This window comes from Shewanella basaltis (assembly GCF_023283885.1).
GTDB classification, from domain to species: domain Bacteria; phylum Pseudomonadota; class Gammaproteobacteria; order Enterobacterales; family Shewanellaceae; genus Shewanella; species Shewanella basaltis.
This window is the reverse complement of record NZ_JAKILA010000019.1, coordinates 36,176-59,368: the sequence shown is the minus strand read 5'-3', so window position 1 is coordinate 59,368 and position 23,193 is coordinate 36,176. Positions and strand designations below refer to the sequence as shown.

Genomic DNA, 23,193 nt, shown 5'->3' with positions numbered 1-23,193 from the left:
TTTCCTGTTAAAATCGGGCGAGTGTGGTACCCCGTGGGCGGGTGTACATGCTTAATGTGCGCTGCCATTCAATGCGGCCTTTGCGAATTTGCTCTAGGTCTTCTGTGCTCATCATTTTGCCGTTTATGGTGACTGACTTACCCGCCAGCACGTCTTTTTCGGCTTCGATATACAGCGCGACCATTTCTGTCGCTTGTTGCTTTGACATTACAGCCAGCCTCCTGATTTAGCCGAACCACCATTGAGCCAGTTATTAGCTGGGGCTTTTTTCGGTTTTTTGGGTTGTGGGGGTTCATCGGTTAATGATGGGTTTTCGTCTTTGTTTGTTATCGCTTTACTGAGCGAGTCGAGGTTAATGCCGAATCGGTCAATGGCGATATACAGCGCAGCCATGGCATACACAAAACAGTCGAGTGCTTCGTTACGTCTGCCGCCTGCGTCCCATCGGTACACAATGCGACCGTCGCGGCGTGTTGGCATTTTGCGTTCGGCGGTGAGCTGTTGCAGTTCAGTGTCATCACAAATGCTGTCGTTTAACGGCAAATGAATTGCACCAGGTGTACGGGTATCAACACTGGGCTGAGTGCGCATCATGGCCATGATCAACTCTTTAGCGTTGTCGGTACCGACCTCAGTTAAGTACACACCTTTGTTGCTCCGCTTGCGCGGGAAATTGGCAATCGGCTTGCCGTACATGTTGGCGCCCTTAACTGGGATTACACGGTACAAACCAAGCTTTTTACTCATTGAGTAAACGGTGTCTGTGTAGTGACCGCCCGAGTCCCACGCGGTTGTGCCGATGTTAAGCACTATGCCGTCGTTGCGGGTGTAACTTTGGTTTAAGCGCAGTGCGACTTTATCGAGCAGCACTTGGCTTGCGGGGTCGCCGTACAAAATAAACCTGTCGATTAAGGCGCATTCTTTACCTGCGCCCCAGCCCCAAACACGGCCCTCGTATCGGTCGTCTTGGGTATCGACACCCGCCGTTAAATACACAACCCAATCAGGCATGTTGCCGTTGGGGTACATTTCGCGGCGGCGGCCTAGGTCTTCCCACTCGATGCGTTCGCCGTTGTCGTTGTCCCACGGCTGGCCCAATTTGGTGTTAACAAATGTTTGCAGCTTTTCTTTGTCGCCTTTGGCTTTGTAAAACTCAGTGACAAGCTTTGCCCAACTGTTCAGCGTGTTGTATGCCGACCAGATATAAATCGAGATATTTTCAGGCGTTAAAAAGTCGTTGCCGTCTTTATCAAAAAAAGAGATAAAGTCAGGGGTATACACGCCCGTTTTGTCGCATATCCATACTGCGCGGGGGTGCTCTTCCATATCATGCAGCTGATTGTTTTCAATGCAACAGCCGCAGTGTTCGCACACGTAATACGCTGTGCTTGGGTCACTGCCTTGCCACTTAATACCAAATGGCTCAGTTTTGCCGCCCCACTTTAAATGCTGCAATTCGTCGCAGTGCGGGCAGGGTAAGTTAAACCGAAATTGGTATTTGCTTTCACTACAGGCCTTTTCAATTTGGCAGGTACCGAGAATTTTAGGGGTAGATCCGCGAATCGATTTAGGAAACATCGACAGTTCAACACGGGTGTCACCTAGTGATGTTGCGTTACCTTCGTGTTCGATTGACTCGTCAAAACCTGCAAGCTCATCGTAAATAACGTCATCGGTTGAAATTTCGCGGTAGTTAGCGGCTGCGGTACCACCACGTACCATTAAGGTTTTACCGTTTGAAAACACCTTATCTTCTAACGTGCTGTCTTTGTGTTTGCGGCCAATCCAAGGGGCGAGCGCCTTCCAAATCGGCATGTCGCGTATTGCCGTTTCAACGTGTTTTTTCATAAACGTTTTGGCGGCGCCGTCACGCGGCTGGTATATCAGCACGTTGCGTTTTTTGTGTTCGATTTTGTAGCCAGCGTTGGCCATCAGCATTTTGGTGTAACCGACACGCGCTGATTTCATGATATTCAGCGTGGTGATTTGGTCGTTACCCATGGCATTTAAAATTCCGATTTGAAACGGTAGGCTTTCCCACTTGCCCTCTGTGTAGGACGATTCTGACGACATATAAAAATGGGTGTCGGCGTATTCACTGCATGTTAAAACAGGTGGACGGTAAAACGATTTAAGACCTGCAGATACAGCGGCTTTCAGATTGTTAATCTGTGCTGCTGATATACTCATCTAATAAATCCTCAATGCCGCTGGCCAGCTCTGCGGCGGTGTTTTGGCTTTTAATCACTTCGGCGCGAATAGCGTCTATGGTGCGCTCTGGCATGTCGGGGAATTTACGTTTTACGCGTATGTGGATTTGGTCCAGCACTGGCGATATTTGCGCTGCAATACGACTGAGCACAAACGAGCAAAATGCCACCTCGACCACTTCTTTGCGGTCTTTTTCGTTTTTAAGCTCTTGGCCGTCGGCCTGCGCTTTGGTTAAGCGATAGCGTTCATAGTCAATGTTGGGTTTTTCGTCTTCATCATCTAACGGTTTGCTGATGTGCTTTTTACGCTCATTAGCCACGCGGTTCCCCACCACATCGGCCATGGTGTATAAACACTCACGGCCTTTTTTGCTGTGTATGGGTACGTCCCACTTGTCGAACGCCTGGGTACTAATACCCAAACTTTTGCACAGGTCGGTTTTGTTCAGTAGCACTGGCTCGGCTTCGGGTGTTTGAATACGTGCCATAAAATGCCTATTTGTTTCAGTTAGTAACCTTGAATGATTGCGGTGCTAGTGCCTGCGCTGGTTAGCGTGAACCTTTCTACGTTACCCAGTTCAATGTTATGGCTGCCTGCTTCAAGGGCTGGTTGAGTAAAGTCAGTACCGTTAATGGTGTAAGTCAGCGATAGGTTGTCACCGCTAAATATCAGCTGGTGTTGTTTGCAGCTTTGCATAACACCTGGGCGCGTAACGTCCACGGCCGACGTAGTCACCGTTAAATTTTGGCTGTAAATCATGTGAGTTCCTTGGGTTTTTAGGGGCGTTGCTTGCGGGTGTTACTTGCGGTTGCTATGGCGTGGTAGTTTCATCTTCTGGCTCGGTTGCAAACTGGGCTGCAAATTCAATTGCTTCATCCCACGTTAGCAGCATTGGTGTTGTATCGCTGATGCCAAATGCGATTGTGTAGCCCTGCGCAGTTAAGTATTCAACAAAGCGTTCTGCGTTTGCCTTGTGATAATTCACCATGCGATAGTCGCCATATTGCACAGCATCAGGCCATGCGTTTTTGGCGGGTTCGCTGTCTTGGTAGCCTTGTTCGGACAGCACAACAAACACGTATAAACCAGAATCAAGCCATTGCTCTAGCTGTGTCATATTGCTGTCCACCCTGCTGCGTTGTAATTTGTAATGACAGCAGTATACGCTGACAGTGGCGTAGTCCCTTGTGACGCACCTTGCGACTTATTATTTAGGTTTAAAAACAAGCTTTTATTCACACCCTCAAGCGATACATTTTTAACATAGCCGCTTAACCTTGTTGTCGAATACCTGCCAATGGTGCTAACAGTTCTTGGATATGTAGTGCTAGTACCTTTCAGCACACCATCTTCATATAATGCACCGCCTAATGTCCAGACGTAATCATGCTTATTACCGTCTATCGTCAGCCCAGTGTATACGCCGTAATACCAAGACCCCCTTTTTATGTCAACACTTCCGTTTGCATTAAATATAACCGCCTCTGTGGTTCCGTCGCCAAAAATAGCAGATTGTACTCCAGCTTTGGCAGCCACCGAAAATTTAAATGTATTACCTGCATCACAAACTATTGATGTATTCATTGTAAAATCTTGTGTTATACCGTCTAGCACATAGACATAACTCGTCACACCCAAAACAGCAACCGTAGACGTAATCGCAGTACCGACACTATCAGTAACGACAACGGTAATATATGCGTAATTATCGGTTGAAGCAGTGACGAATGATAGCGTGTCACTATTTGTACCAACGTTCACACCGTTCTTTTTCCACTGGTAAGTGTAAGGCGCAATACCTCCAGCCACTTCACAACTAAATGTTGCGGTAGCATACTCGTCAACGGTTTGCGATTGAGGCTGAGATACGAATGATAGGGGCGTAACAACAGGAACCTGAACACCAAACACTGACGTTATCGCTGGTCGTATTGCTGGGCGAAATGCGGGTTTGAATGCGTTCATTTGGGTTCGGCCTCAATATCTTCTATCACGTGACTTGAGCGTTCTAGCTCAATATTTTGCAGCTGCTTGTTCAGTAATTGCTTTTGTAATGCTTGTATCTGCTCGTCGCGGTCACTTTTACGTGACTGATAAAACCAGTTCACTAGCGCAGTGGCCACTGCACATATCACACCGACCAAAACCCCAATATCCATATCGTTCACATAGCTGCCTGCTGCGGTGAAAAACGAGGCGACATACGACACAACCGACGTAAACTTTGCACTAATGTCAGTTGTTATGCTCATGTGATTGCCGCCATTGTTGTAGGCGCAGCATGTTTGCATTGCAAATTGCTAGCGCGTGAGTTTGGGTAAGTGAGTGTTTGAGTAAATCAATGTTGGTGCGACCCGCAAATACTGGTGCATTACACGATTCAAGCCAGTCAGGTGGAGGGAGTACATAAACCGTTTGGGTTTGCGTCACCACTTTTACAATCGGTTTGCTTGAGCAGCTGCAAAGCATCATTAGGCAACAAAGCATTAGCCCAATCTTTTGTCGGTTCATCGGGTGAGTCCTTAATGAGATTGGCTTGATTAATTCGGCTTTCGTGCGTTGCTTGCAAATCGATAACGTGTTGTCGATGCGCGGCATTGAGTTCGGTCATCACACGGTAATCACGCTCAAGCGTTTTGATGCGTTCGGCTTGATTGTCGTTACTGCTAATTAATGCATCAACACTCACTTGCGATTGTAATAAATCATTGGTTAACGATGCGTTCTTTGCTTTCAGAGAGTGCGTACCCAACGCGCCAATACCTAACAGCGTGGCCATAATCAGTACAATGCATAACAGCACTGTGGTTTTAAAGTCGTTAAACATTACAAGTCCCGTAAACAATAACGCCGCTCATTTGAGCGGCGTACAATTAAACCAGGTAGTTTTTTACCCTTGGCGTAAACCCACCTTGGCAACTCATTGCAAGCGCCAACGCGATCTCCCGCCCACAACTTTTTACGGAGCGTAGACGCCCTGAAAGCATCTGCCCCAACGTTGTAGATAAAACTCAGGTACGCAATGTGTTCGCCCTCGCTTAACGGCGGGCTAAGTTTAACTAATTCTCGATCAAAGCTTTTAAGGCTGGTAGCCAGCATGTCTAAACACTGCTCATTGGTGAATACCATACCAAGCTTTATGTTATGGCCTGTTTGGCCAAAGCAGGCGGTTTCAATACCTGCGGGATCAACATAGGTATGCAGGATTTCACCCTCACCAGTAGCCACCAATGCGCCACCAGTGAGTAAGGCACCGGTTAATCCCAGTGCCATTAGTCGGGATTTAATATTCATCATCCCTCCTCAAATATTCATATAATAGCTATTGATACATTAACGGGGCGCAAACCCGAACTACGTCATGCCGTTATCAAAGTGAAAGCGCGGCCACTTTTCGCTGACTATGTTGCAAAGCGAACTGCTCAATGTGATTAAACGTGCGAGCATTCACGCTGGCGGTTAAAAGTGTTCTTCACCAACCAAACCAATTAATGCTATTTCATGATCAATTCCCTCCTGGTAAACAATGTGTAAGCCAAGCTTTTGCGCTAATGCATGTTCAGCCCTTGCCCCGTGTGATTGCTCCCAACCATCGAGCATGTAAATCATGTCAGCACACATCAGCATGGTTAACCCAATTTGCATGTATTCAGGTTCAGTTAACCCCGCTGGCAAAGTGGCAGGGTTAAGCACAATATGCGTTAACGACTTTTGCACTTGCGCGGCCAAATTAAACGCAGGCCGATTGCAATCTGGTAAACCAGACATAGGCCCAGCGATATATACCTTTTTACGGATCATGTGTTCACCAAATAACATGCAAAAAAATGGGCTCCAATGCAGGAGCCCAACGGCGAGGATGTAAGCAAAGAGAAACGATAGAGGAAGCTAAGCAAGTTACGCAGTTGTACCAAGCTTACATAAATATACCCATTTTTTTGGCCATTAAACAGGCCATATATGGCCTTTAGGTTTTTGGTATTACGTGATATATGGCGCTAAATTCTCTAGACAATTCAAACTAAAAGTTATCGGTTAAGTGAGCGATTGCTTTAAAACAATAAGTGTGCAACCCCTCAACTGGTCAGACCACATAGAGTGTGTTATTATTATTTCGTGGGCAATTTCCGTTCATAAAGCAGGTGCAGAGTTTCCTCTGCACCTAAACCGCCAACACACTTGTGCTAACGATTACTGTGGAAAGTTAGTATAGCACAAATGGCATAGTCTATATGAGGCAATACCAATGAATAAAATCTTTAAACCCGGACAACTTGCACAAACATCAGGTCAGTATGAATTAATAGGTCCAAGGAATGGCCGAACCGGATCTGAAAGAACCGTCACTAAAGGAAAGCCATTGCCGCCACCTCCCAAGGCTGGCATGAAATACATACTTGTTGACGCAACAAAGCACTAAAAAGTGGCGCAATAAAATAAGGGCACTAGCCCTTATTTTTTAAACCAAATAGAAAGATCAAAGTTGAGGTTTAAGGCGATCAAAATTGCGGCTGAAAAGTACAATTACAAAAAATAGAAAAATGAAATTAAAATCAGGTGCTTAATAAAATATGGGGATACATATTAATTGCCCAAAATAAATAGGGCCGATAAAACAACAACACAACCCCCTAAAATTTTCATATGTAGTGAAGCACTGCGCTTCTCTGCCCCCGCAGTGCACCGAGCCAGAAGGACCCATTTATTTTTTTACACCAAATGATAATCGATCTCATTTGGATTGGTTCAGGCCAAACACCTGAAGTATCACGGATTAAGCCAAGGCATTAGACCTTTAATCAATGACTTAGCGAACACACGACACGCATCACTGAACCGTTCGTAAGCGCATTGGCTATCCTCTACTTCACGCACGACGTTCTCGCTTACCTCCAACCCACTCAGTCGTTGCAGGTCTGGGATGCTCAGTGTTAGAGCTTGATAGTGCCACACCGTCAATAGCCCTTGTCACATCACCTGGGCTGTCACCGATAAGCAGCTCTACATCATCAACAAGGTGCAGTTTGGTACCACTATTATTATTGGAGCTATAAGGCTCAAACCAAACAATAGTTGCTAAAACAACGTATACACGATCACCAAAACCATAAGGCTTAAACACTGCAACATTACTCATAGATTATCCTTAGTGTTCTCGCGCCATAAGTAACCGCAACAATTACATGTTTTACTTAGATGTTCTTTTATTGAAATCACTTTATAATCAAAGGCTCTTGCAACGGAACTTACAAACTCGGTTCTTTTAACTGGGTCTTTACTGATGGTGATTAACTTCCTATCCCCATCAACCCATTCAACACTTATCAACCCTGAGCCGCATTTCACACACTCACTCATATCTAACTCCACTATTTGAATTAAAAGCCGCAGGCCAGCGGCTATGCTTTAGATATGAACTTTAACAAATAACGATATCACCAACGTCATCAACTACTACACCAGTAACCTGTTGATGCCCTTTGCATTGGCCATTCAACTCGACCCACACCCGACTGAACTCTTCACAATCTTGAATAGCCTGTCGCAATGATTCAATAGCTGCTTCCTTTGATTTTAATAATTCCTTTTTACGAAATGGGTTTGGTGGAACAGTTGGAGGTCGCAATCCTGCTGGGCGTGATAAATGAAGGCAATTAGCATACCCGCTTATCTTCATGCAGTTGACGCACTTACCACAAGACGCGGCCCTAAACTTACTTGGTGGCACAGTTGGAGGTCGTAATCCTGCTGGGCGTGATAAATGAAGGCAATTAGCATACCCGCTTATCTTCATGCAGTTGACGCACTTGCCACAAGACGCGGCCCTAAACTTACTTGGTGGCACATAATAAGTACCACTATCCACAGAAAACGTATAGCCGACCTCTCGAGCATTATGCTTCACTTGTTTGTTTTTTTGACTATGCCAAACAAGTCTAACTACTACCAATACACCACCGAATAGAAAACACAAAAGCCATATATATTCATAAAATTCATAGTTCATCACATTATCCTTATAAAAATGGGCCTTTAACAATTCTGCAAGGCGGTGGGGTTGGCGGCAATGGACGCTTAACTGCAGGTCTGGGATGCTCAGTGTTAGAGCTTGATAGTGCCACACCGTCAATAGCCCTTGTCACATCAGCTGGGCTGTCACCGATAAGCAGCTCTACATCATCAACAAGGTGCAGTTTGGTACCACTATTATTATTGGAGCTATAAGGCTCAAACCAAACAATGCTTGCTAAAACAACGTATACACGATCACCAAATCCATAAGGCTTAAACACTGCAACTTCACTCATATCTCACTCCATCATTGTAATTTCTGCGCGTCTTAACCAATACACATAAGACTGTTTACTGTCGAACCCCATCAACGCCCACTGCCCTTTGCAGATGTAGTGCGCTCTAATTGCCCTTATACACTGCGGTGCTAACCGCTCAATCAGCTGGTCGAACTGTCTTACTTCACGCGGGGGCGTAACATCACTAACACCTGCACTACCGTACACAATCACCTCACCCAATTTGTCGCACTGGCTTCGGCTTGCAAACCCCTTACCCCGTTCTTGGTAAGCCCAGTAACGGCCCCAACGACTCAACCCATCACGCAATTCTTTCATCTTCAATAATGATTGACGGTGATCAACCATTGCCACGTTAACTTTCACCATTAATCATCGTCCTTATTTCATCAATGCCCAATCGAAACACCTGGTCGCATATTGCCGAAACATCATCAAATGGCACCCTAACCTCACCCAATTCCCAACGTCGATAAGTCCGTTCGCTTACCCCATAAATCTCGGCAACTTCGGTCTGGGTAAGGCCGCGTAATTCTCTGCCCGTTCGTAAAAAATCAAACCCGCGTAATGCCATTTAGCCCCCAAAATCCCTTAACTGCATATTCTTCTAATAATGATGCGGTGATCATCACAGCCAACCGCTTGCACTCTTGGTTTGACCGTTCTCACTTTCAACAGGTGATCTAGGTAATATCTCGGGCGCAACAGAAGAAAACCCACGGTAAATTAAATATTGATGATATTGATCTAACGCTTGGCTCATGCCCTTATCCAACGTTGACTTAACGTACTTGCGCAGCAACACAGGCAAGGCATGATTAAGCAACCGCTCACCAATCATCGTATCGACACCCAAATCAGCAACAATGGTCCTGAACAACCGACGTAAATCATGGCTAGTGAAATGCTTAAAACGGATCTGGGTATGCCACTCATGAGCACTGCGGATTGAAATAGCGCCAACATTGCCAGGGAACAAAAACGAGCGTTTGCCAACGTGCTTAAGCTGCCACTTGCGATAATGCTGAATTAACGCCTTAGCAGAATCAGTCATAGGTATCCGATGTTCCTGCTTGTTCTTCGCATTACTGGCAGGTATCACCCAATAATCACCCGCAAAATGCTCCCATCGAGCTAATCGAGTTTCATTAATGCGAGTACCAAACATCATCATCAACACAAACAACATCTGCACAGGCATAGCCACACCACTTAACCGAGTAAACAATGCAGCCAAATCTGACTCAAACAAGCGAGTATCAACCACATCAGCCACCTTAATTGAATACGTCACTCGATAACCGGCTAACGGATTAGCACTAATCAAACGCAGTTTTGAAGCCGCCGCAAATACAGCCTTAAGCTTATTCACCGCTTCACGAATGTATTGAGGCGAAAACCCCTCAACCAACATCGGCTTAACCAAACCACCGTCAACAGTAATAAAACTCACATTATGCAAACGAACATCAGCCAAACGAGGTAACAGGTGACACTTAATCATCGACTTAATATTGCTGCGCCAGCTCTTGCTATAAGTCGTGTTAGTAGCGATATGCTCCTGGTACCATTCAAGCAAACTGCCAACCGAATCAAACTGGCCAGTCACCATGCCGCCCACATTGCGTTTAGCCAACATCACAGGCAAATCAGCGCATAACGTCTTAATACACATGTTTGGCCAAGTACCAATTTTTTGCCAAACTGTCCTGCCGTTTTCATTCAACACCAAATGAACACTCGCCCGCGTTCGGCCAGCTGCAGCACGTAAACGGATTTCAGGAAACTGCGGATCACGATAATCGCGTATCACCCCAGCACGTAACCAACGACGTAAAGCCGCATCGTTAAGTTTGCCTACCTCAACACCCGATGCCGCCATACTCATGCCACCAACCTGTATTCCCACGCCTGGCACTTATCACGGCGGCGTTTTTGCTTAACCGAAACAGGCAACTCGCGCCATCTAGCACTTAACGCACACTCGCTATCATGCACACCAAAGCGCTCAAAACACTCTTGCTGAATCTCGTACAGGGTTAAAAAACGGCCTTGACTCAACACACGACACAAACGCTCTTTTTGGGTTAATGGCTTATTACTCATTAGAACCTCCAGTTCGCTTACCGCGATAGCTTGGCCAACTAAAAAGCACGCCCAAACCCACTGACTCCAAAACACGGCCATAGGCACGTTCGCCTAGTAATTCCTGTAATTCTGACTTTTTAAGATTGGTGATAAACGAAGTCGGCTTCTTGGCATATAGCCGCTTATCAATAATTCGAGTGAGCCATAACACTTCGTCAACACTGCCACGCTGCAATCCAAGCTCGTCAATAATCAATAAATCAGGCCTTAAAAAATCATTTATTAATTTATCTTCTGAAATCGACGGGTCTTTATAGCTTTCACGCACTCGAGCTAATAAATCCATCACGCTTAACAACACAACAAAATGATTTTTTTCAACAAGTTCATTCACCATGGCGCTCGCTAAATGATTTTTGCCTGTGCCACTGGTCCCACTAAACAAAAAGCCTTTCGCCAGCGCTGAGTATTCGCTAAATTTTTCACAATACTTCTTTGCCTTTTCAACTGCATCAAACTGGTCTTTACGCTCACAAATGTAATTATCAAAGCGACAAGATAAAAAATGTGTATTCAAACCTGTTAAATCCATCAGTTTTTTGTTTTTTCTCGCAACATGATCCTTATAAGCCGCAGCTTCTGACTTTCTTTTTAACTCAGCAATATGCTCTCGAGTCGCCGGCTTCACACCAACAGGAGCGTTTAAACGGGTCAACAGTTTTGATAATTCAGAGTTCATGGTTAGCATCATTAAATCTCCATGTTAAAATCGTCGGCATAGTCGGAATACTCGTTTGTCTGTTCATTAAAAACAGGGATCTGTAAGCTTTTTCGTGGGTTGTTAGTCGTGGGTGTAGGCAGCGGGGTTAGCCATGTTTTATTTCGAATAAATTTAGTGACACCCAGAACAAACTGCCCATTAGCACTAACGCCCCAACTGGCGTCTCGCTGTGCAGCGTGAACCAACCAATCGATTGCAGCCTCACAATCTTGCTCTGTCAGTTTTTCAGATTTCCATGCCGCCCAAGCTGCTGAATCCGAACCGCCCTTCCTGTGATTTGGGTATTGTTTAAAAAACGCATTAAACGCAGATTTAGCACATATATCTTTTTGTCTTTCTTTTGTATTAATGTCTTTCTTTTGTGGGGGTCTAGACTGACAGGTTTTACTGTCTAAACTGACAGTGTCAGAGTCTAAACTGACAGGTTTTACTGCCAGTTTAGACAGTGAGTTTTTACTGTCTAAACTGACAGTTTTATTAATTATCGGTTTGTCTAACCAGTCAGAAACCACAGAGTTAACACCTATTTTTTTGCCTTCTTTTAACAGAATATTTCGCTTTATTAATGCACCAACAACACGTGACACATTGTTAGAGTCAATCGAAGTCATTTCCTCAATTTGGCTATAAGATATCCAATCAACATGCTTACCAAAGCCGTATGTACGACGCATGACTGAAAACAAAACTCGGCTTTCTCTATCGCTAAGCTTGGTTAAGCAAAGGGCATCAACAAGCGTATTAGACAACCTTAAGTAACCATCATCTAAATCAGCCTTCACAATAGCCCCCTGCTTACTGGTACCAACAACACAATCAACAGACCTAAACGGCACAATGTTGCTATTTTCGCCATCATTGACGTTATCTATATATTTTTGTAACATCCTCAGACCTCTCTTCGTAGGTATTAACCCCGTGCTCAGGTCGCCAAACTTAAGCGGGGTTTCTTATTTTCTAATTCGCGTTGTATCTATCGTGCAACCAGCCTCAACCAACAAATGGGCAATACCTGTTGCGCTGTTAGTCGGGCTCGTTCTTATCACTGCGGCCATAGCATCAATTTGCTGCTCACGCTCTAGCTTTTCGAAATACTCGCGTTCTTCGGGTGACTCAACCACGTCAACGGGTCGATAAACTAGCGGCTCATGCGCAGGTGGCTGCATAGTGAGCGTCCAATCCGTCACTCCGGCATTCCGCTCACTTTCCAGTAAATATTTACATGACACGGGTGTGATTTCTTTATACCAAATCGTGTCAATGTTTCGGATTTCTGCAACAGCATCGGCATCACTTGGGGCATCTAAAAACAACACATGCACATCGTTAATCAGTTTGTTGTTATCACTTAACTGAGTCATCACCCGCCCCTTTAAACATCAAACAAAAACCAGCAGTTAAAATCACTGCAAAACTCAGCCAACCTAAAATTAAAAACCACATATCAACCCCGCTTTCGCATTAATGTTCTGCGTTGGTCACGTTCAAAATCATCACGGCAATCTGCATCACAAAAACGCTCTGGTGTGGCAGCGTGGCAATAAAAACAATGCCCGGTTAATGGTGGTAGGCTCGGTTTGGCTTTAGCCAACACTGCAGCTAAATGCAGTTCAGCCATATCATTTGCATCATCAACGTTATCAGCCATACTAACCAACCGACTTAAGAGGCTTTTCAACTAAATACGGGTAGTTGCGCTCAAACGCATCCATCGCCGCTTGAGTCATGCCGCGCGATTCACGCAACTCACGATAGGCCTGCTCAACATCATGACGCGACGGCGCCAAACCCAAACGGATTACCGCAATTTGCGCTTCGCTGTTCTCTTTTGTTAACGTCGCGGCCATGTCACTCGTGCTTAACGACATACCATCACCAACATGATCAACCACCACCGTTACGCCAACCATGTTGTAAACATCGTTTAAATAACCAATGCGTAATTCAATTGGCATTGCAGCCAATATTGCCTGCTCAACATAAAACAAGCGTTCAGGCACGGCATGCTGGTCAGCGTACTGCCCAAGCCATCTAAAAATCTTTTGTGCATTAACCCGCGAATCATTGTAAATATCGTCAGAATACGTAAACGAAATGCCCTCTTTAGCTAATACGCTCACCATCTTTAAATCATCAACCGCCTGAACTACCGCTGTGGCCAATGCCGAACGGCTCACTTTAGGTAGTTCAAGCCACTTGTTAATGGCTTTCATCAATAAAGTTAAACGTGATACTTGTTTCATGCTTTTCTCCCTGCGAACGACTAAAATTAAACTGCTTGCTTGATCTGCGGGTTGCTAACTTTGAGTTTCCCGTTCGTGATCACTTGAATTTGATAAGCTCTAAGTAGTGGGACTGTATCCCCCCACTTTGAAATTGCAGGCTGTGAAACATCAAGCGCCTTAGCTAAACGGCCCTGACCTCCAAAGTGCGCAATAACATCAGCTGTCTTCATAAGAACTCCAATGAATAATTAACAGTAAACATAATATAACCAAAGTTAATTAACCGCAACAAATAAAAATAACTTTAGTTAGTACCTGTTTTATAACCTAGGTAATATAATTAACTTATGAAAACACTCGCCCAAAACCTCCAAGAAAAGCTAAAGGCTTCTGGCTTAACTCAGAAGGAATTAGCCGAACGCGCCAACATCTCCCAAGTGATGGTGCATAAACTCATTTCAGGTAAAGCAAAAGAGTCATCTAAATTAGTGGCTATCGCGAATGTGTTAGGTACAACGGCGGAAGAGTTAATTACAGGAAAGGTAAGAGCTAAAGTAGACGCCAACGCCGAATGGGCTGGCCCAATGGAAACGTGGGATAGCAGCACCCCACTCAATGATGATGAAGTAGAGATCCCTTTTTACATGGAAGTAGAATTAGCCGCAGGACACGGCGTATCGGAAATGCCGCATTATTACGGGCCAAAATTACGCTTTGCAAAATCCACATTACGTAAATCAAACGTAGACCCAACAAATGCCGCGTGTGTTCGCGTTAGTGGTAACAGCATGGAACCCGTATTACCGAATGGTTCAACCGTGGGCGTAGACACCTCACAAACTAACGTGATTGATGGCAAAATGTACGCAATCAATCACGATGGCATGTTACGCATTAAAACACTCTACAAGTTACCAGGGGGCGGATTGCGCCTTCGTAGCTTCAATCTAGACGAATGGCCAGACGAACGCTACGAAGGTGACGACCTAAAACAAATCACCGTAATAGGTAAAGTGTTTTGGTATTCGGTATTGCTTTAAATTAGCAGGGTTAGTTTAATAGACCAACAGTTAAATCTAATCCTGCCAGTTAACAACAACCCCATCTCTAACATAAGCAAACCGCATATACCCCCCTTCACCAAACACCCATTGCTCAGGCCCATAAGCAGAGCGATTTATTCTTCTTGGATAACCCCAACTAAAGTGCAAGGCCCTAACCGTCATCCCTACGGCTACTTTCTTATTCTCTATAAGGTTATTTTCCCAATCATTAAATTCACTTGGATCATAAGGTTCTGGCTCATACTTCTTATATTTTTTTGAAGTATCATTTTGTATGACTACATCCACGGTATTTTGGTTTACACCTTCAGGGCATGGCATATCCTGCATCACAAGCTTACCTTCATCATCACACTTGTAAATTTCAGCGTTACTATCAATGGATAGCGCTAAATACACTAGCAGTACCACCTTAAAAACATGCTTCATAAACCCTCCTTAGTTAAGTTGTTATTTATACCACCAACCCAAATGCAGATCATTAAAAAGCAAAACTCAAAAAATAATTAACCAAAGTTATTGACGGATTAATTAACCAAAGTTATATTCAAGCCGTACCCAATTAACCGAGGACGGCAAAATGATACTGACTAACACACCAAAAACAGACAAAGAACGCGCCGAGCACTTCCACCTGGTCAGCATTCGTTTTGCCTGTTTACTCACCACCAAACAAGACCCAATGGAATGCGAGCGAGTACAACAGCGTATCGAAAAGCTTGAGCGCCAACTCATGGCATGCAACCCAAGCCAACTGTTTACCAAAATGTTTGAAAACCGAGCAGGCGAAATCGGCAGCGAACTGGCCATGCGTTACAACTACAACACAGGCCGCATCACCCTATGGCGCAACACGCCACTTCACCAAAGCGGCACGGTGTTTCAACTAAGGGCAAGCATATGAGCGCTGCAACCGAATATTGCGACCGTGAAATAGCCAAGTGCGAAGACATGTTACGCACATGGCCAAGCGAAGCGCCATGCCTAAAACGTCTAATCAGAGGCTGGCAACGCGTCAAAAAACAGATACAAGCCCGCATCGAGCAAGATGCCAAGGAAACCCAATGAACACTGCATTTTTACTCATGGCGCAATTCAACAAAGCCGTGATCCCCATCACGGACATTTGCGACGAATATTTTGGCCTATCAGCAAGTGTGGCAATTCGTTATGCCAAATCAGGAAAGTTGCCAATACCTGCATTTAGAGCAGGGCAAAGCAATAAATCGACTTGGATGATCAACGTAACAGACCTAGCAGAATATCTAGACCAGTTACGCGAACAGGCCAAAAAAGACCACATTCACAGCCCAAAAGCGGCGTAAACAGTTCAGCACAGGAGGCAATCATGACAAACAATCAACTACCTACCCCGCACCGCAATGACATACGCATAGGTACAGGTGTAATTGTCGCCCATAAAATGGGCTGGATGTTACCGGGTGGTAAATACACCGAAAACCCCGCAGAAGCCATTCGCGCAGCGAAAGGCATCCACAGACTAACATGCAAGCGGTGATGATATGAACCAACTAACACCAAAACAAATTGCAGCAAGAGCGTATTACCAGGCGAACCGTGAACGGATCCTCGAGCAAAAGCGCGGCAACTATCAGCCAAAACGCCAAAAACCTGCAGTGATGAAAGTCACCAGCGATAAAAAACCACAGCCAATAGCACCAGCACCAAAGGCAATCGCACAGCCAAAGCCTGTGACAAAAGGCGATATTGAATGGCAAGGCCCACTAAAAGGCCGCAATGGTTTTAACGGTGTCATTAATGATGGTGATGAATACAAAGACCGCAAAGCCATCAACAAGGCCATTAGCGACCAGGCAAAAGCGAAAGCAGCAGCGCGCCGCAAAGCAGAAGATATCAAACTGGCACGTGAACTTGGGTTAGGTTTGGAGGATTTAGCATGAGTTATTCTTTCGAAATGGATATGCCAACACCATGCCCTCGTTGTGGAGTTGTTGTTGATTTGCACGACATGGTTAGCCATCCCAACGAATTTAAATCACTGGTTTGCGAGTCATGCCACGATGCAATTGAAGCTGAAAATAACCAAGGTTTAGCCATCGATAGCTATGGCAATAAGATAGCTTGGGAGTATTTGCCTGATGAGGAATTGCTAGAAATTTGCGCTAATGGCGAGCTTATCGCTACATGGCTTTGCGAAGATGAGCCGGAAGATTCGATTAAGGCTTTTATGGTGATATGGAATAAAGCTCAGGCAATGGTGGTATGGAATAAAGCTCAGGCATTAGTTACAAGTGAGCAAGGCGGTGATATATGAACTATGTAGAACTATTGGCAGAGAACGACAAAAACCTAGCTAAAATCGAAGCCCTAGAAGCGCAATTGAAACCTGCAAATATTCAGCAATTTCTTACCTTTGCAGCCATAGAGGATATGAGTACCAAGCAAATTAACGAGGTATTCACCGAACTACATGAAAACAATGTTAGTGCGATGGCAAAACTGAAAGCAAGCCAAGAGCATATTTCCCAACTTACTGCACAGATTGAAGAATTAAAGGCTCAGATCGTTGATGCTGTTGGGGATGGCTTTTATGACGGTTATCTCGCATGTGCAAAGGATGCACGTGAGGATAGCTTTGATAGCTTCACCATAGCAGACAGTGATGTTTTGTGGTTATCAGAGCAGCACGAATCTGAACATCGTTACTCAAAATCAATAAATGATATTCGCGCTAAAGCCGTAATGGACTTTGCAGGCCACGCTAGAGGCGCTTATCTCGCTGGATTTGTTCCATCAAAATTAACCGTTTATGACTTATATCAAACAGCAAGAAACCACGTAAAAGATAGTTACAACTATGAGACGAAACCGTGGACTGGTGAAGATGCAGAGAAAGCCAATGGCGGTGCAGCATGAAATACCTAATCCAAGGCGGCGAGTCGGCCGAACGCCTGCAGCTGCTACTGCAACTCACCAACATCGAATCGCCTGACATCATCGCGGCCCTTAACGACCACTTCGTCATAGGCCATCCAGATGCCGTTGCAGCAATCCGTAACAGTATTAAAAAAAGTAACTTATCACGCGCAATTGCGCGATTAGAACAAGTCGCGTTCACCGTCGAACAAATCAAAGAAATCGACTGGGCCAAATTCAAACCAAACAAGGTGGCATAAATGAAAACTAATGCAGCGTTTAAACACCTGATTGGACATTATCGCAATCAAAAAATTGACCTAATTTGTGCATTAAAAATGGGTGACCCTATAAAAACAGCGATAGCACTAGGGGCGCTTGACTGTCTTTACTGGCAATCTCTCGGTAATGGGTTAGTTAATTTTGCTAAAGGCATAGCAAGAACAATTATTCATTCTTACAAGTACCACAAAATAAGATTAAGCGCTCATGACCAACGCGCTTACAAAATACTAGTAACAAACAGTAACGCTCAGGTTATGGGCACCCAAATAGATATTGAAGAATTAATTGGCGGTGCAGCATGAATAAGGTAACCAAAACATTCAGCACCAAACAAGGTGTTGTCACGCTATCAAGGCCGTTCTTCACACTAATACACGAACAGCAACAAGTAGAAGTCACTTACAAACCAAACAACTACAACGGTTGGGGAATGTGCAAAACGTTCAACGCTATTGAAGTGAGCGACTTTACCCAAGCAGATGCAGAACTATTTGCCAGCACTGCCGATTCGAAATTACGACTACAAGGGTACGCAGCATGAATGGATTAATCATTGATAATTTCGCTGGCGGGGGCGGTGCGAGTACCGGTATCGCTTGGGCAATAGGGCGCAGTGTTGATATTGCAATCAATCATGATCCTGATGCTATTGCCATGCACAAAGCCAATCACCCAGAAACATTACATTATTGCGAGTCAGTATTTGATATCGACCCATTGCAAGCAACTGCAGGTAAGCCAGTTGATTTAGCGTGGTTCTCACCAGACTGCAAGCACTTTTCAAAAGCAAAAGGCAGTAAGCCAGTTAACAAAGAGATCCGTGGCCTTGCTTGGGTAGCTATTCGCTGGGCAATGAAAGTGCGCCCAAAAATAATCATGCTTGAAAACGTAGAGGAATTTAAAACGTGGGGGCCAGTAATTGAGTGCCTGGCAACCGAGTCAATGCGACCTTGCCCAGACCGCAAAGGTGAAACATTTGATGCTTTTGTAAAGATGCTTAGCGATGGAATAGATGCAGACCACCCTGCACTCACCGAATGCGTTGACACACTTGGCCTACTAGATACTGCCAAACTAATTAAAGGACTTGGCTATAAAGTCGAATGGCGTGAAATGCGAGCATGCGATTTTGGCTCGCCAACTATTCGCAAACGATTCTTTATGATTGCCCGTTGCGATAATCAGCCAATAGTTTGGCCACAACCAACACATGGGGCGCCAGATAGTGAAGAGGTTAAATCAGGTAGATTAAAGCCTTGGCGAACGGCGGCAGAATGTATCGATTGGTCAATACCCTGTAAATCAATATTTGGCCGTAAACGCCCGTTAGCCGAAAACACAATGAAGCGAATCGCAAAAGGCATTCAAAAGTTTGTTATTGACTCAGCTAATCCGTTTATTGCACCGGCACAAGTAACTATTACGCCATTCGTAACAGAATGCGCTAACGCCAGTGCCCAACGCAACATGCCTGCAAATGAACCATTAAGAACTATTTGCGCAGAAGTCAAAGGTGGTCACTTTGCACTGGTAACAAGCCACATGGTTAAGATGCGCGGCACTAACATCGGTTTTGAAATGACTGAACCTGCTCACACCATCACCGCAGGCGGTTTACACCTTGGCGAAGTACGGGCGTTCTTCATCAAATACTACGGTAATGAGCAAGACGGAGTGGCTTGTAACGAACCTCTGCACACCATTACCACCAATGACCGTTTTGGCTTAGTAACTATCAAGGGTGAGTCATACCAAATTGTTGATATTGGCTTGCGTATGCTTGAGCCACATGAGCTGTTTGCCTGTCAGGGCTTTAGTTCAGATTACATCATTAGCGATTACAACGGTAAATCGACCAAAAAACAGCAAGTCGCACGGGTTGGCAACAGTGTACCACCGCAACTATCGGAAGCACTGGTAAAAGCTAACTTGCCAGGTCAATCCAAACAAATTGCAAAAGCAGCATAGGGGGTTATATGAAACAGTCAGAAGCAATCAAAAAAGCGTTACGCCAATGGTACGCACTGCCCCGCGACCAAGTCGGTTCATGCCAACAATACATGAAAACGCTAGCAGAAAAACTAGCAAAGGAAGGCAAATAATGAATGCAACCAACGCAGTAGCGCAAAATTCGGATTTAATCGAGTATTACTACGTCAAACAGCACATGAGCGGCGATCAGGTTGCCGCTCAACTAGGCCTTAGCCAATACCAGGTAAAAAAATACCTACGTGAACATGGCATGGCCAGAAGCAGAACAGAAGCAACTTCAAAAGCTGCTCACACATTAAGACAAAAAGCGGCTAACAATGCGCTGAGCGCATACGACATGCAAGAGCTGCGCGAGTGCCGGGTATCAACGCTTGCATTATCGTTAATGCATAAACCTCAACAATTGGTTTAAATGGTTTTCACGCGCGGATTTGCTTGTCAATCGAACGAGCAAATCCGATAAAATAACCCAAATTATTTGGCTCATCTAAATTTATCGCCAGCAATATATCACTCAACTGCACAGCCAAATCTGGATGGTGTTTAACAACCCCAACATAACGCTCCCCCATTAACCTGCCCACATGTTCAGCACTGTGATAGTTATCAGCATCGGGCAAACTCCACCCAGAAAATCCACGTTCATAAAATTTTAAAAATGGTAATAAACGCTCAATTTGCCTAATGCCTGTCAATTGTTCTAAACTAATCATTGAAAATACCCTCTCCCAAAAATAGGTTGTTTTCCAAGCACCGGTTGTCGCAAGCAGCCGGTGCTTAGTTTTTTAAAATACACTACCTTTTGTTAACCGCAAGGTTATGAATCTAAACTTTATCCAATTTAACTGTTTCATTTAATTCCTGCAAGCACAAAAAACACCGTAACATACTGATAAAAAAGAGAATACTTGCACATTGTACGGGTGCTCTCATTTGTAATTATTAATAAAATCTAGATGTTTGTATAAGAAATTAAGATTTATCTATGCTGAATAATATTTTAGTAATATTGGGGAACCATGAAGACAAGAAAAAACAACGGGGAACCTATGGGGAACCAGAAATAATGCGACCGCTTTAATATCAGCAGCTTACGTTACAACAGCTCCAATCCAGCATGGGCGCAATGGAAAAGGTGCGGTCAAGGGTATCTATTGAAGTGTCTGTCTTAGGCGTTGTATTCACTGAATTATTTATACTCATATGTACGGTATTAATACTAAGGCTTCTAGGGTCTGTCATTCACTCTAAAATTCATACTTAATCATTGTAGAAAAAACAATCTGCCAATGCCTCAGCCTGCTTAAGTTAATTGCCATCGATTATATCACTAACCAATTCACTATTTTACTAATGATAAGGAGAATATGAGCCTTTTATGACACTTAGTAACTATCTGCGCACTAAATTGTGCAAACACTATCGCTTTCAATTTCATTTATGTGTTCTAAGCTTAAACTGGTATTTGTTGTAACTGATATAGTCTACACTCGTGCTCACTAGGTTATCTTTGATGACCAATGTATACTGATTAAGACAGCTGTATATCGCCTATTTTGTCTATAAAAGGATTTCTTTGTTTATGAACGTTGAATTCATCAATCCATTTCTTGTGTCTTTAATCAATGTGATATCAACAATGGCAACTATGGATTTGAAGCCTGGTAAACCGCAACTAAAAAATCATGATTTGGCCAAAGGTGATGTTTCCGGTTTAATTGGCATGGTTGGCCCTAAAACTCGGGGGTCACTATCCATCACGTTTGAACAGCCTCTTATCCTTGAAATAATGAATAAGATGTTAGGCGAAAACCCTGGGGTGATTAATGATGAAGTCACCGATCTGGTGGGTGAAATAACCAACATGGTCACTGGAGGGGCTAAAAATTTACTCAGCGATAAAGGCTATGATTTTGATATGGCGACCCCGGCTGTGGTGTCAGGAAAAAATCACACGATTTCTCATAAAGCTCGTGGAAAGAAAATCATGATGCCGTTTACCCATGAATTAGGAAACGCCTTTATCGAAATTTGTTTTGAAGATGCTTAATCGTACCTGCAGATGAGATAAAGCATTTAATGAAACACATCCATTGATGTTGCAGCATATATGGCCAATTTGCGACGAATAAATCGGCCATCCTATGATGTGTTAGGCTAACTATCGATTAATCGAGTAACTCTACCAACACTCTTGGGGTTAGCTTAGTCACTAACTCATAAGCGATAGTGCCAATATGCTCAGCCACTTCTTCTACTGCTAATGCTTTCCCCCACAACTGAACACTGTCACCAACTTTGTCTTGAGCGTCAGCGCCAAGATCTACGGTTAGCATATCCATCGACACGCGGCCCACAATGGGAACACGGCGTCCGTTAATCCACACTGGGGTGCCTTCTGGTGCATTTCGCGGGTAGCCGTCACCATAGCCAATGGCTACGACGCCTAAACGGGTATCTTTTTTGGCAGTCCAAAATGCTCCGTATCCCACACTATCACCAGCTTTATGCTCGCGCACAGCAATGAGATTAGACACTAATTCCATGGCTGGAATAAGGCGATGATTCACACCCCTGTCTCCCACCACGGGTGAGACACCATAAAGCGCAATGCCAGGTCTTATCCAATCTGACTGGCTCGATGGCCAGAATAACGTGCCCGCAGAATTGGCTAGAGTGCGATCACCATCAAGACCACTAATCATACGCTCAAAAGCATCCATTTGGGATTGAGTCATTTTATTATCTGGCTCATCTGCACAGGCAAAATGCGTCATCAAATGAATAGGCTTGGCGACTTGCGGGCAATGTAATAAACGCTCATAAACACCAGGAAATTGCGCCAAACTAAACCCAATACGGTGCATGCCTGTATCAATTTTTATCCACACAGTCACGGGCTTATCAAGCTTGATGGTTTCTAACATTTGCAATTGCGACTCATGATGCACAACGGTATCAATATTGTGAGTCACCAGCGTCGGTAAGTCCGATTGACGAAAAAAACCTTCCAACAATAATAACTTACCTTCCACCCCGCCAGCACGAAGTTGTAATGCTTCTTCAAGTCTTGCTAAACCAAAACCATCAGCACCACCATGATATTTGCCAACGCTTTCAGCAACATTCAATACACCTACACTTTCGGCCACATTGAGCAAACCATGGCCATAACCATTGGCTTTAACAACCGCCATAATTTTACTTTTAGGCGCAATTAGACGCAGTTGCGCTAAGTTACTTTGTAATGCGCAACGGCTGATTTCTGCACGAGGAAACGGTTTCAATAGACTGCCTTAATTTAACAATAAAAACATGACGCACTGTTACGGGTAAAA

42 protein-coding genes are annotated in these 23,193 nt (G+C 44.4%); 15 read left to right on the top strand and 27 right to left on the bottom strand.

What is annotated here, in order from left to right; translation table 11 throughout:
- Positions 1-7 precede the first annotated feature (7 nt).
- The 24 genes from L2703_RS13900 to L2703_RS13790 form a co-directional block, all read right to left on the bottom strand.
- A complete protein-coding gene (locus L2703_RS13900) occupies positions 8-208 on the bottom strand; it encodes a DUF6148 family protein (RefSeq protein ID WP_248971680.1) in 201 nt (66 codons plus the stop codon).
- Positions 208-2,190 (bottom strand): phage terminase large subunit family protein, encoded by a 1,983-nt coding sequence (locus L2703_RS13895; RefSeq protein ID WP_248971679.1) that lies wholly within the window; start codon positions 2,188-2,190, stop codon positions 208-210. The genes L2703_RS13900 and L2703_RS13895 overlap by 1 nt, the downstream gene beginning before the upstream one ends.
- The gene (locus L2703_RS13890; protein WP_248971678.1) at positions 2,165-2,698 is read right to left on the bottom strand and encodes a terminase small subunit; all 534 of its coding nucleotides are present in this window, start codon (positions 2,696-2,698) and stop codon (positions 2,165-2,167) included. Before L2703_RS13890 ends, L2703_RS13895 begins: the two co-directional genes overlap by 26 nt.
- Before the next feature lie 20 nt (positions 2,699-2,718).
- The gene (locus L2703_RS13885) at positions 2,719-2,970 is read right to left on the bottom strand and encodes a hypothetical protein (protein WP_248971677.1); all 252 of its coding nucleotides are present in this window, start codon (positions 2,968-2,970) and stop codon (positions 2,719-2,721) included.
- A gap of 52 nt (positions 2,971-3,022) precedes the next feature.
- Entirely contained in the window at positions 3,023-3,328 is a 306-nt protein-coding gene (locus L2703_RS13880; RefSeq protein ID WP_248971676.1) for a hypothetical protein, read from the bottom strand.
- Positions 3,325-4,176, bottom strand: coding sequence for an immunoglobulin domain-containing protein (locus tag L2703_RS13875; protein WP_248971675.1), 852 nt, complete (start codon positions 4,174-4,176; stop codon positions 3,325-3,327). The genes L2703_RS13880 and L2703_RS13875 overlap by 4 nt, the downstream gene beginning before the upstream one ends.
- Positions 4,173-4,463, bottom strand: a complete 291-nt coding sequence (locus tag L2703_RS13870; protein ID WP_248971674.1) for an HP1 family phage holin — start codon at positions 4,461-4,463, stop codon at positions 4,173-4,175. The genes L2703_RS13875 and L2703_RS13870 overlap by 4 nt, the downstream gene beginning before the upstream one ends.
- On the bottom strand, positions 4,447-4,680 hold the full coding sequence (gene lysC, locus L2703_RS19100; RefSeq protein ID WP_428848662.1) for an Rz1-like lysis system protein LysC: 234 nt from the start codon (positions 4,678-4,680) through the stop codon (positions 4,447-4,449). Before lysC ends, L2703_RS13870 begins: the two co-directional genes overlap by 17 nt.
- Complete coding sequence (locus tag L2703_RS13865; RefSeq protein WP_248971673.1) at positions 4,601-5,038, bottom strand: hypothetical protein; 438 nt, start codon at positions 5,036-5,038, stop codon at positions 4,601-4,603. Before L2703_RS13865 ends, lysC begins: the two co-directional genes overlap by 80 nt.
- On the bottom strand, positions 5,038-5,505 hold the full coding sequence (locus tag L2703_RS13860; RefSeq protein ID WP_248971672.1) for a lysozyme: 468 nt from the start codon (positions 5,503-5,505) through the stop codon (positions 5,038-5,040). The genes L2703_RS13865 and L2703_RS13860 overlap by 1 nt, the downstream gene beginning before the upstream one ends.
- A gap of 165 nt (positions 5,506-5,670) precedes the next feature.
- The gene (locus L2703_RS13855; RefSeq protein ID WP_248971671.1) at positions 5,671-6,012 is read right to left on the bottom strand and encodes a DUF4406 domain-containing protein; all 342 of its coding nucleotides are present in this window, start codon (positions 6,010-6,012) and stop codon (positions 5,671-5,673) included.
- Between the two features lie 1,066 nt (positions 6,013-7,078).
- Entirely contained in the window at positions 7,079-7,348 is a 270-nt protein-coding gene (locus L2703_RS13850) for a hypothetical protein (protein ID WP_248971670.1), read from the bottom strand.
- Positions 7,349-7,630: 282 nt separating this feature from the next.
- Entirely contained in the window at positions 7,631-8,218 is a 588-nt protein-coding gene (locus L2703_RS13845) for a hypothetical protein (protein ID WP_248971669.1), read from the bottom strand.
- Between the two features lie 10 nt (positions 8,219-8,228).
- Positions 8,229-8,519 (bottom strand): hypothetical protein, encoded by a 291-nt coding sequence (locus tag L2703_RS13840; RefSeq protein ID WP_248971668.1) that lies wholly within the window; start codon positions 8,517-8,519, stop codon positions 8,229-8,231.
- 3 nt (positions 8,520-8,522) lie between these two features.
- A complete protein-coding gene (locus tag L2703_RS13835) occupies positions 8,523-8,891 on the bottom strand; it encodes a hypothetical protein (RefSeq protein ID WP_248971667.1) in 369 nt (122 codons plus the stop codon).
- Positions 8,878-9,096, bottom strand: coding sequence for a helix-turn-helix domain-containing protein (locus tag L2703_RS13830; protein WP_248971666.1), 219 nt, complete (start codon positions 9,094-9,096; stop codon positions 8,878-8,880). Before L2703_RS13830 ends, L2703_RS13835 begins: the two co-directional genes overlap by 14 nt.
- Before the next feature lie 54 nt (positions 9,097-9,150).
- Positions 9,151-10,404 (bottom strand): tyrosine-type recombinase/integrase, encoded by a 1,254-nt coding sequence (locus L2703_RS13825; RefSeq protein ID WP_283107890.1) that lies wholly within the window; start codon positions 10,402-10,404, stop codon positions 9,151-9,153.
- Between the two features lie 2 nt (positions 10,405-10,406).
- The gene (locus L2703_RS13820; protein ID WP_188923507.1) at positions 10,407-10,628 is read right to left on the bottom strand and encodes a hypothetical protein; all 222 of its coding nucleotides are present in this window, start codon (positions 10,626-10,628) and stop codon (positions 10,407-10,409) included.
- The gene (locus tag L2703_RS13815; protein WP_248971664.1) at positions 10,621-11,361 is read right to left on the bottom strand and encodes an ATP-binding protein; all 741 of its coding nucleotides are present in this window, start codon (positions 11,359-11,361) and stop codon (positions 10,621-10,623) included. Before L2703_RS13815 ends, L2703_RS13820 begins: the two co-directional genes overlap by 8 nt.
- The gene (locus L2703_RS13810; protein ID WP_248971663.1) at positions 11,361-12,278 is read right to left on the bottom strand and encodes a replication protein; all 918 of its coding nucleotides are present in this window, start codon (positions 12,276-12,278) and stop codon (positions 11,361-11,363) included. The genes L2703_RS13815 and L2703_RS13810 overlap by 1 nt, the downstream gene beginning before the upstream one ends.
- A gap of 63 nt (positions 12,279-12,341) precedes the next feature.
- Positions 12,342-12,752, bottom strand: coding sequence for a hypothetical protein (locus L2703_RS13805; protein ID WP_248971662.1), 411 nt, complete (start codon positions 12,750-12,752; stop codon positions 12,342-12,344).
- Between the two features lie 83 nt (positions 12,753-12,835).
- Positions 12,836-13,039: a DUF2116 family Zn-ribbon domain-containing protein gene (locus tag L2703_RS13800; RefSeq protein WP_188923511.1), complete on the bottom strand. Its 204-nt coding sequence runs from the start codon at positions 13,037-13,039 to the stop codon at positions 12,836-12,838.
- 1 nt (position 13,040) lies between these two features.
- Positions 13,041-13,634: a toxin YdaT family protein gene (locus L2703_RS13795; RefSeq protein WP_188923512.1), complete on the bottom strand. Its 594-nt coding sequence runs from the start codon at positions 13,632-13,634 to the stop codon at positions 13,041-13,043.
- A gap of 26 nt (positions 13,635-13,660) precedes the next feature.
- The gene (locus L2703_RS13790) at positions 13,661-13,846 is read right to left on the bottom strand and encodes a Cro/CI family transcriptional regulator (protein WP_248971661.1); all 186 of its coding nucleotides are present in this window, start codon (positions 13,844-13,846) and stop codon (positions 13,661-13,663) included.
- Between the two features lie 117 nt (positions 13,847-13,963).
- Between L2703_RS13790 and L2703_RS13785 the strand changes: the two genes are divergently transcribed.
- Complete coding sequence (locus tag L2703_RS13785; RefSeq protein WP_248971660.1) at positions 13,964-14,656, top strand: XRE family transcriptional regulator; 693 nt, start codon at positions 13,964-13,966, stop codon at positions 14,654-14,656.
- A 36-nt stretch (positions 14,657-14,692) separates the two neighbouring features.
- On the opposite strand, the gene L2703_RS13780 is transcribed toward L2703_RS13785, so the two are convergent.
- Entirely contained in the window at positions 14,693-15,109 is a 417-nt protein-coding gene (locus L2703_RS13780) for a hypothetical protein (protein WP_248971659.1), read from the bottom strand.
- Between the two features lie 151 nt (positions 15,110-15,260).
- Between L2703_RS13780 and L2703_RS13775 the strand changes: the two genes are divergently transcribed.
- The 13 genes from L2703_RS13775 to L2703_RS13720 are packed head-to-tail and all read left to right on the top strand — an operon-like array spanning position 15,261 to position 20,267.
- On the top strand, positions 15,261-15,584 hold the full coding sequence (locus L2703_RS13775; RefSeq protein ID WP_188923516.1) for a hypothetical protein: 324 nt from the start codon (positions 15,261-15,263) through the stop codon (positions 15,582-15,584).
- A complete protein-coding gene (locus L2703_RS13770; RefSeq protein WP_248971658.1) occupies positions 15,581-15,748 on the top strand; it encodes a hypothetical protein in 168 nt (55 codons plus the stop codon). Before L2703_RS13775 ends, L2703_RS13770 begins: the two co-directional genes overlap by 4 nt.
- Complete coding sequence (locus L2703_RS13765) at positions 15,745-16,005, top strand: pyocin activator PrtN family protein (RefSeq protein WP_248971657.1); 261 nt, start codon at positions 15,745-15,747, stop codon at positions 16,003-16,005. The genes L2703_RS13770 and L2703_RS13765 overlap by 4 nt, the downstream gene beginning before the upstream one ends.
- Positions 16,006-16,028: 23 nt before the next feature.
- Positions 16,029-16,199 (top strand): DUF1317 family protein, encoded by a 171-nt coding sequence (locus L2703_RS13760; RefSeq protein WP_248971656.1) that lies wholly within the window; start codon positions 16,029-16,031, stop codon positions 16,197-16,199.
- A 4-nt stretch (positions 16,200-16,203) separates the two neighbouring features.
- Positions 16,204-16,602 (top strand): hypothetical protein, encoded by a 399-nt coding sequence (locus tag L2703_RS13755; protein ID WP_248971655.1) that lies wholly within the window; start codon positions 16,204-16,206, stop codon positions 16,600-16,602.
- Positions 16,599-16,976 carry a hypothetical protein gene (locus tag L2703_RS13750; RefSeq protein ID WP_248971654.1) on the top strand — a complete coding sequence of 126 codons (378 nt, stop codon included), beginning with the start codon at positions 16,599-16,601 and terminating at the stop codon, positions 16,974-16,976. The genes L2703_RS13755 and L2703_RS13750 overlap by 4 nt, the downstream gene beginning before the upstream one ends.
- Positions 16,973-17,578: a hypothetical protein gene (locus L2703_RS13745; protein ID WP_248971653.1), complete on the top strand. Its 606-nt coding sequence runs from the start codon at positions 16,973-16,975 to the stop codon at positions 17,576-17,578. Before L2703_RS13750 ends, L2703_RS13745 begins: the two co-directional genes overlap by 4 nt.
- Positions 17,575-17,838 (top strand): adhesin biosynthesis transcription regulatory family protein, encoded by a 264-nt coding sequence (locus tag L2703_RS13740; RefSeq protein WP_248971652.1) that lies wholly within the window; start codon positions 17,575-17,577, stop codon positions 17,836-17,838. The genes L2703_RS13745 and L2703_RS13740 overlap by 4 nt, the downstream gene beginning before the upstream one ends.
- Complete coding sequence (locus L2703_RS13735; RefSeq protein ID WP_248971651.1) at positions 17,839-18,165, top strand: hypothetical protein; 327 nt, start codon at positions 17,839-17,841, stop codon at positions 18,163-18,165.
- Positions 18,162-18,404, top strand: coding sequence for a hypothetical protein (locus tag L2703_RS13730; RefSeq protein WP_248971650.1), 243 nt, complete (start codon positions 18,162-18,164; stop codon positions 18,402-18,404). Before L2703_RS13735 ends, L2703_RS13730 begins: the two co-directional genes overlap by 4 nt.
- Positions 18,401-19,831: a DNA cytosine methyltransferase gene (locus tag L2703_RS13725; RefSeq protein WP_248971649.1), complete on the top strand. Its 1,431-nt coding sequence runs from the start codon at positions 18,401-18,403 to the stop codon at positions 19,829-19,831. The genes L2703_RS13730 and L2703_RS13725 overlap by 4 nt, the downstream gene beginning before the upstream one ends.
- An 8-nt stretch (positions 19,832-19,839) precedes the next feature.
- A complete protein-coding gene (locus L2703_RS19015; protein WP_283107887.1) occupies positions 19,840-19,965 on the top strand; it encodes a hypothetical protein in 126 nt (41 codons plus the stop codon).
- Complete coding sequence (locus tag L2703_RS13720; protein WP_188923527.1) at positions 19,965-20,267, top strand: hypothetical protein; 303 nt, start codon at positions 19,965-19,967, stop codon at positions 20,265-20,267. Before L2703_RS19015 ends, L2703_RS13720 begins: the two co-directional genes overlap by 1 nt.
- 7 nt (positions 20,268-20,274) lie before the next feature.
- Here L2703_RS13720 and L2703_RS13715 read toward each other — a convergent pair whose 3' ends face one another.
- The gene (locus L2703_RS13715; RefSeq protein ID WP_248971648.1) at positions 20,275-20,568 is read right to left on the bottom strand and encodes a hypothetical protein; all 294 of its coding nucleotides are present in this window, start codon (positions 20,566-20,568) and stop codon (positions 20,275-20,277) included.
- A gap of 869 nt (positions 20,569-21,437) precedes the next feature.
- Between L2703_RS13715 and L2703_RS13710 the strand changes: the two genes are divergently transcribed.
- On the top strand, positions 21,438-21,905 hold the full coding sequence (locus L2703_RS13710; protein WP_248971647.1) for a chemotaxis protein CheX: 468 nt from the start codon (positions 21,438-21,440) through the stop codon (positions 21,903-21,905).
- Between the two features lie 118 nt (positions 21,906-22,023).
- Here the strand turns inward: L2703_RS13710 and alr are convergent, their stop codons facing one another.
- Complete coding sequence (alr, locus tag L2703_RS13705; protein WP_248971646.1) at positions 22,024-23,142, bottom strand: alanine racemase; 1,119 nt, start codon at positions 23,140-23,142, stop codon at positions 22,024-22,026.
- Positions 23,143-23,193: the final 51 nt, after the last annotated feature.

What these genes read in the sequence shown, in the direction of transcription:
- L2703_RS13890 (WP_248971678.1), bottom strand. Translation starts at nt 2,698, where the DNA reads ATGGCACGTATTCAAACACCCGAAGCCGAGCCAGTGCTACTGAACAAA.
- L2703_RS13840 (WP_248971668.1), bottom strand. Translation starts at nt 8,519, where the DNA reads ATGAGTGAAGTTGCAGTGTTTAAGCCTTATGGATTTGGTGATCGTGTA.
- L2703_RS13820 (WP_188923507.1), bottom strand. Translation starts at nt 10,628, where the DNA reads ATGAGTAATAAGCCATTAACCCAAAAAGAGCGTTTGTGTCGTGTGTTG.
- L2703_RS13720 (WP_188923527.1), top strand. Translation starts at nt 19,965, where the DNA reads ATGAATGCAACCAACGCAGTAGCGCAAAATTCGGATTTAATCGAGTAT.
- L2703_RS13715 (WP_248971648.1), bottom strand. Translation starts at nt 20,568, where the DNA reads ATGATTAGTTTAGAACAATTGACAGGCATTAGGCAAATTGAGCGTTTA.
- L2703_RS13885 (WP_248971677.1), bottom strand. Translation starts at nt 2,970, where the DNA reads ATGATTTACAGCCAAAATTTAACGGTGACTACGTCGGCCGTGGACGTT.
- L2703_RS13800 (WP_188923511.1), bottom strand. Translation starts at nt 13,039, where the DNA reads ATGGCTGATAACGTTGATGATGCAAATGATATGGCTGAACTGCATTTA.
- L2703_RS13835 (WP_248971667.1), bottom strand. Translation starts at nt 8,891, where the DNA reads ATGGTGAAAGTTAACGTGGCAATGGTTGATCACCGTCAATCATTATTG.
- L2703_RS13845 (WP_248971669.1), bottom strand. Translation starts at nt 8,218, where the DNA reads ATGAACTATGAATTTTATGAATATATATGGCTTTTGTGTTTTCTATTC.
- L2703_RS13815 (WP_248971664.1), bottom strand. Translation starts at nt 11,361, where the DNA reads ATGATGCTAACCATGAACTCTGAATTATCAAAACTGTTGACCCGTTTA.
- L2703_RS13830 (WP_248971666.1), bottom strand. Translation starts at nt 9,096, where the DNA reads ATGGCATTACGCGGGTTTGATTTTTTACGAACGGGCAGAGAATTACGC.
- L2703_RS13850 (WP_248971670.1), bottom strand. Translation starts at nt 7,348, where the DNA reads ATGAGTAATGTTGCAGTGTTTAAGCCTTATGGTTTTGGTGATCGTGTA.
- L2703_RS13750 (WP_248971654.1), top strand. Translation starts at nt 16,599, where the DNA reads ATGAGTTATTCTTTCGAAATGGATATGCCAACACCATGCCCTCGTTGT.
- L2703_RS13710 (WP_248971647.1), top strand. Translation starts at nt 21,438, where the DNA reads ATGAACGTTGAATTCATCAATCCATTTCTTGTGTCTTTAATCAATGTG.
- L2703_RS13770 (WP_248971658.1), top strand. Translation starts at nt 15,581, where the DNA reads ATGAGCGCTGCAACCGAATATTGCGACCGTGAAATAGCCAAGTGCGAA.
- L2703_RS13760 (WP_248971656.1), top strand. Translation starts at nt 16,029, where the DNA reads ATGACAAACAATCAACTACCTACCCCGCACCGCAATGACATACGCATA.
- L2703_RS13765 (WP_248971657.1), top strand. Translation starts at nt 15,745, where the DNA reads ATGAACACTGCATTTTTACTCATGGCGCAATTCAACAAAGCCGTGATC.
- L2703_RS13860 (WP_248971672.1), bottom strand. Translation starts at nt 5,505, where the DNA reads ATGAATATTAAATCCCGACTAATGGCACTGGGATTAACCGGTGCCTTA.
- L2703_RS13795 (WP_188923512.1), bottom strand. Translation starts at nt 13,634, where the DNA reads ATGAAACAAGTATCACGTTTAACTTTATTGATGAAAGCCATTAACAAG.
- L2703_RS13745 (WP_248971653.1), top strand. Translation starts at nt 16,973, where the DNA reads ATGAACTATGTAGAACTATTGGCAGAGAACGACAAAAACCTAGCTAAA.
- L2703_RS13785 (WP_248971660.1), top strand. Translation starts at nt 13,964, where the DNA reads ATGAAAACACTCGCCCAAAACCTCCAAGAAAAGCTAAAGGCTTCTGGC.
- L2703_RS13790 (WP_248971661.1), bottom strand. Translation starts at nt 13,846, where the DNA reads ATGAAGACAGCTGATGTTATTGCGCACTTTGGAGGTCAGGGCCGTTTA.
- L2703_RS13825 (WP_283107890.1), bottom strand. Translation starts at nt 10,404, where the DNA reads ATGGCGGCATCGGGTGTTGAGGTAGGCAAACTTAACGATGCGGCTTTA.
- L2703_RS13730 (WP_248971650.1), top strand. Translation starts at nt 18,162, where the DNA reads ATGAATAAGGTAACCAAAACATTCAGCACCAAACAAGGTGTTGTCACG.
- L2703_RS13855 (WP_248971671.1), bottom strand. Translation starts at nt 6,012, where the DNA reads ATGATCCGTAAAAAGGTATATATCGCTGGGCCTATGTCTGGTTTACCA.
- L2703_RS13880 (WP_248971676.1), bottom strand. Translation starts at nt 3,328, where the DNA reads ATGACACAGCTAGAGCAATGGCTTGATTCTGGTTTATACGTGTTTGTT.
- L2703_RS13735 (WP_248971651.1), top strand. Translation starts at nt 17,839, where the DNA reads ATGAAAACTAATGCAGCGTTTAAACACCTGATTGGACATTATCGCAAT.
- L2703_RS13780 (WP_248971659.1), bottom strand. Translation starts at nt 15,109, where the DNA reads ATGAAGCATGTTTTTAAGGTGGTACTGCTAGTGTATTTAGCGCTATCC.
- L2703_RS13775 (WP_188923516.1), top strand. Translation starts at nt 15,261, where the DNA reads ATGATACTGACTAACACACCAAAAACAGACAAAGAACGCGCCGAGCAC.
- L2703_RS13900 (WP_248971680.1), bottom strand. Translation starts at nt 208, where the DNA reads ATGTCAAAGCAACAAGCGACAGAAATGGTCGCGCTGTATATCGAAGCC.
- L2703_RS13895 (WP_248971679.1), bottom strand. Translation starts at nt 2,190, where the DNA reads ATGAGTATATCAGCAGCACAGATTAACAATCTGAAAGCCGCTGTATCT.
- L2703_RS13740 (WP_248971652.1), top strand. Translation starts at nt 17,575, where the DNA reads ATGAAATACCTAATCCAAGGCGGCGAGTCGGCCGAACGCCTGCAGCTG.
- L2703_RS19015 (WP_283107887.1), top strand. Translation starts at nt 19,840, where the DNA reads ATGAAACAGTCAGAAGCAATCAAAAAAGCGTTACGCCAATGGTACGCA.
- L2703_RS13865 (WP_248971673.1), bottom strand. Translation starts at nt 5,038, where the DNA reads ATGTTTAACGACTTTAAAACCACAGTGCTGTTATGCATTGTACTGATT.
- lysC (WP_428848662.1), bottom strand. Translation starts at nt 4,680, where the DNA reads ATGCTTTGCAGCTGCTCAAGCAAACCGATTGTAAAAGTGGTGACGCAA.
- L2703_RS13870 (WP_248971674.1), bottom strand. Translation starts at nt 4,463, where the DNA reads ATGAGCATAACAACTGACATTAGTGCAAAGTTTACGTCGGTTGTGTCG.
- L2703_RS13725 (WP_248971649.1), top strand. Translation starts at nt 18,401, where the DNA reads ATGAATGGATTAATCATTGATAATTTCGCTGGCGGGGGCGGTGCGAGT.
- L2703_RS13755 (WP_248971655.1), top strand. Translation starts at nt 16,204, where the DNA reads ATGAACCAACTAACACCAAAACAAATTGCAGCAAGAGCGTATTACCAG.
- L2703_RS13810 (WP_248971663.1), bottom strand. Translation starts at nt 12,278, where the DNA reads ATGTTACAAAAATATATAGATAACGTCAATGATGGCGAAAATAGCAAC.
- L2703_RS13875 (WP_248971675.1), bottom strand. Translation starts at nt 4,176, where the DNA reads ATGAACGCATTCAAACCCGCATTTCGCCCAGCAATACGACCAGCGATA.
- L2703_RS13805 (WP_248971662.1), bottom strand. Translation starts at nt 12,752, where the DNA reads ATGACTCAGTTAAGTGATAACAACAAACTGATTAACGATGTGCATGTG.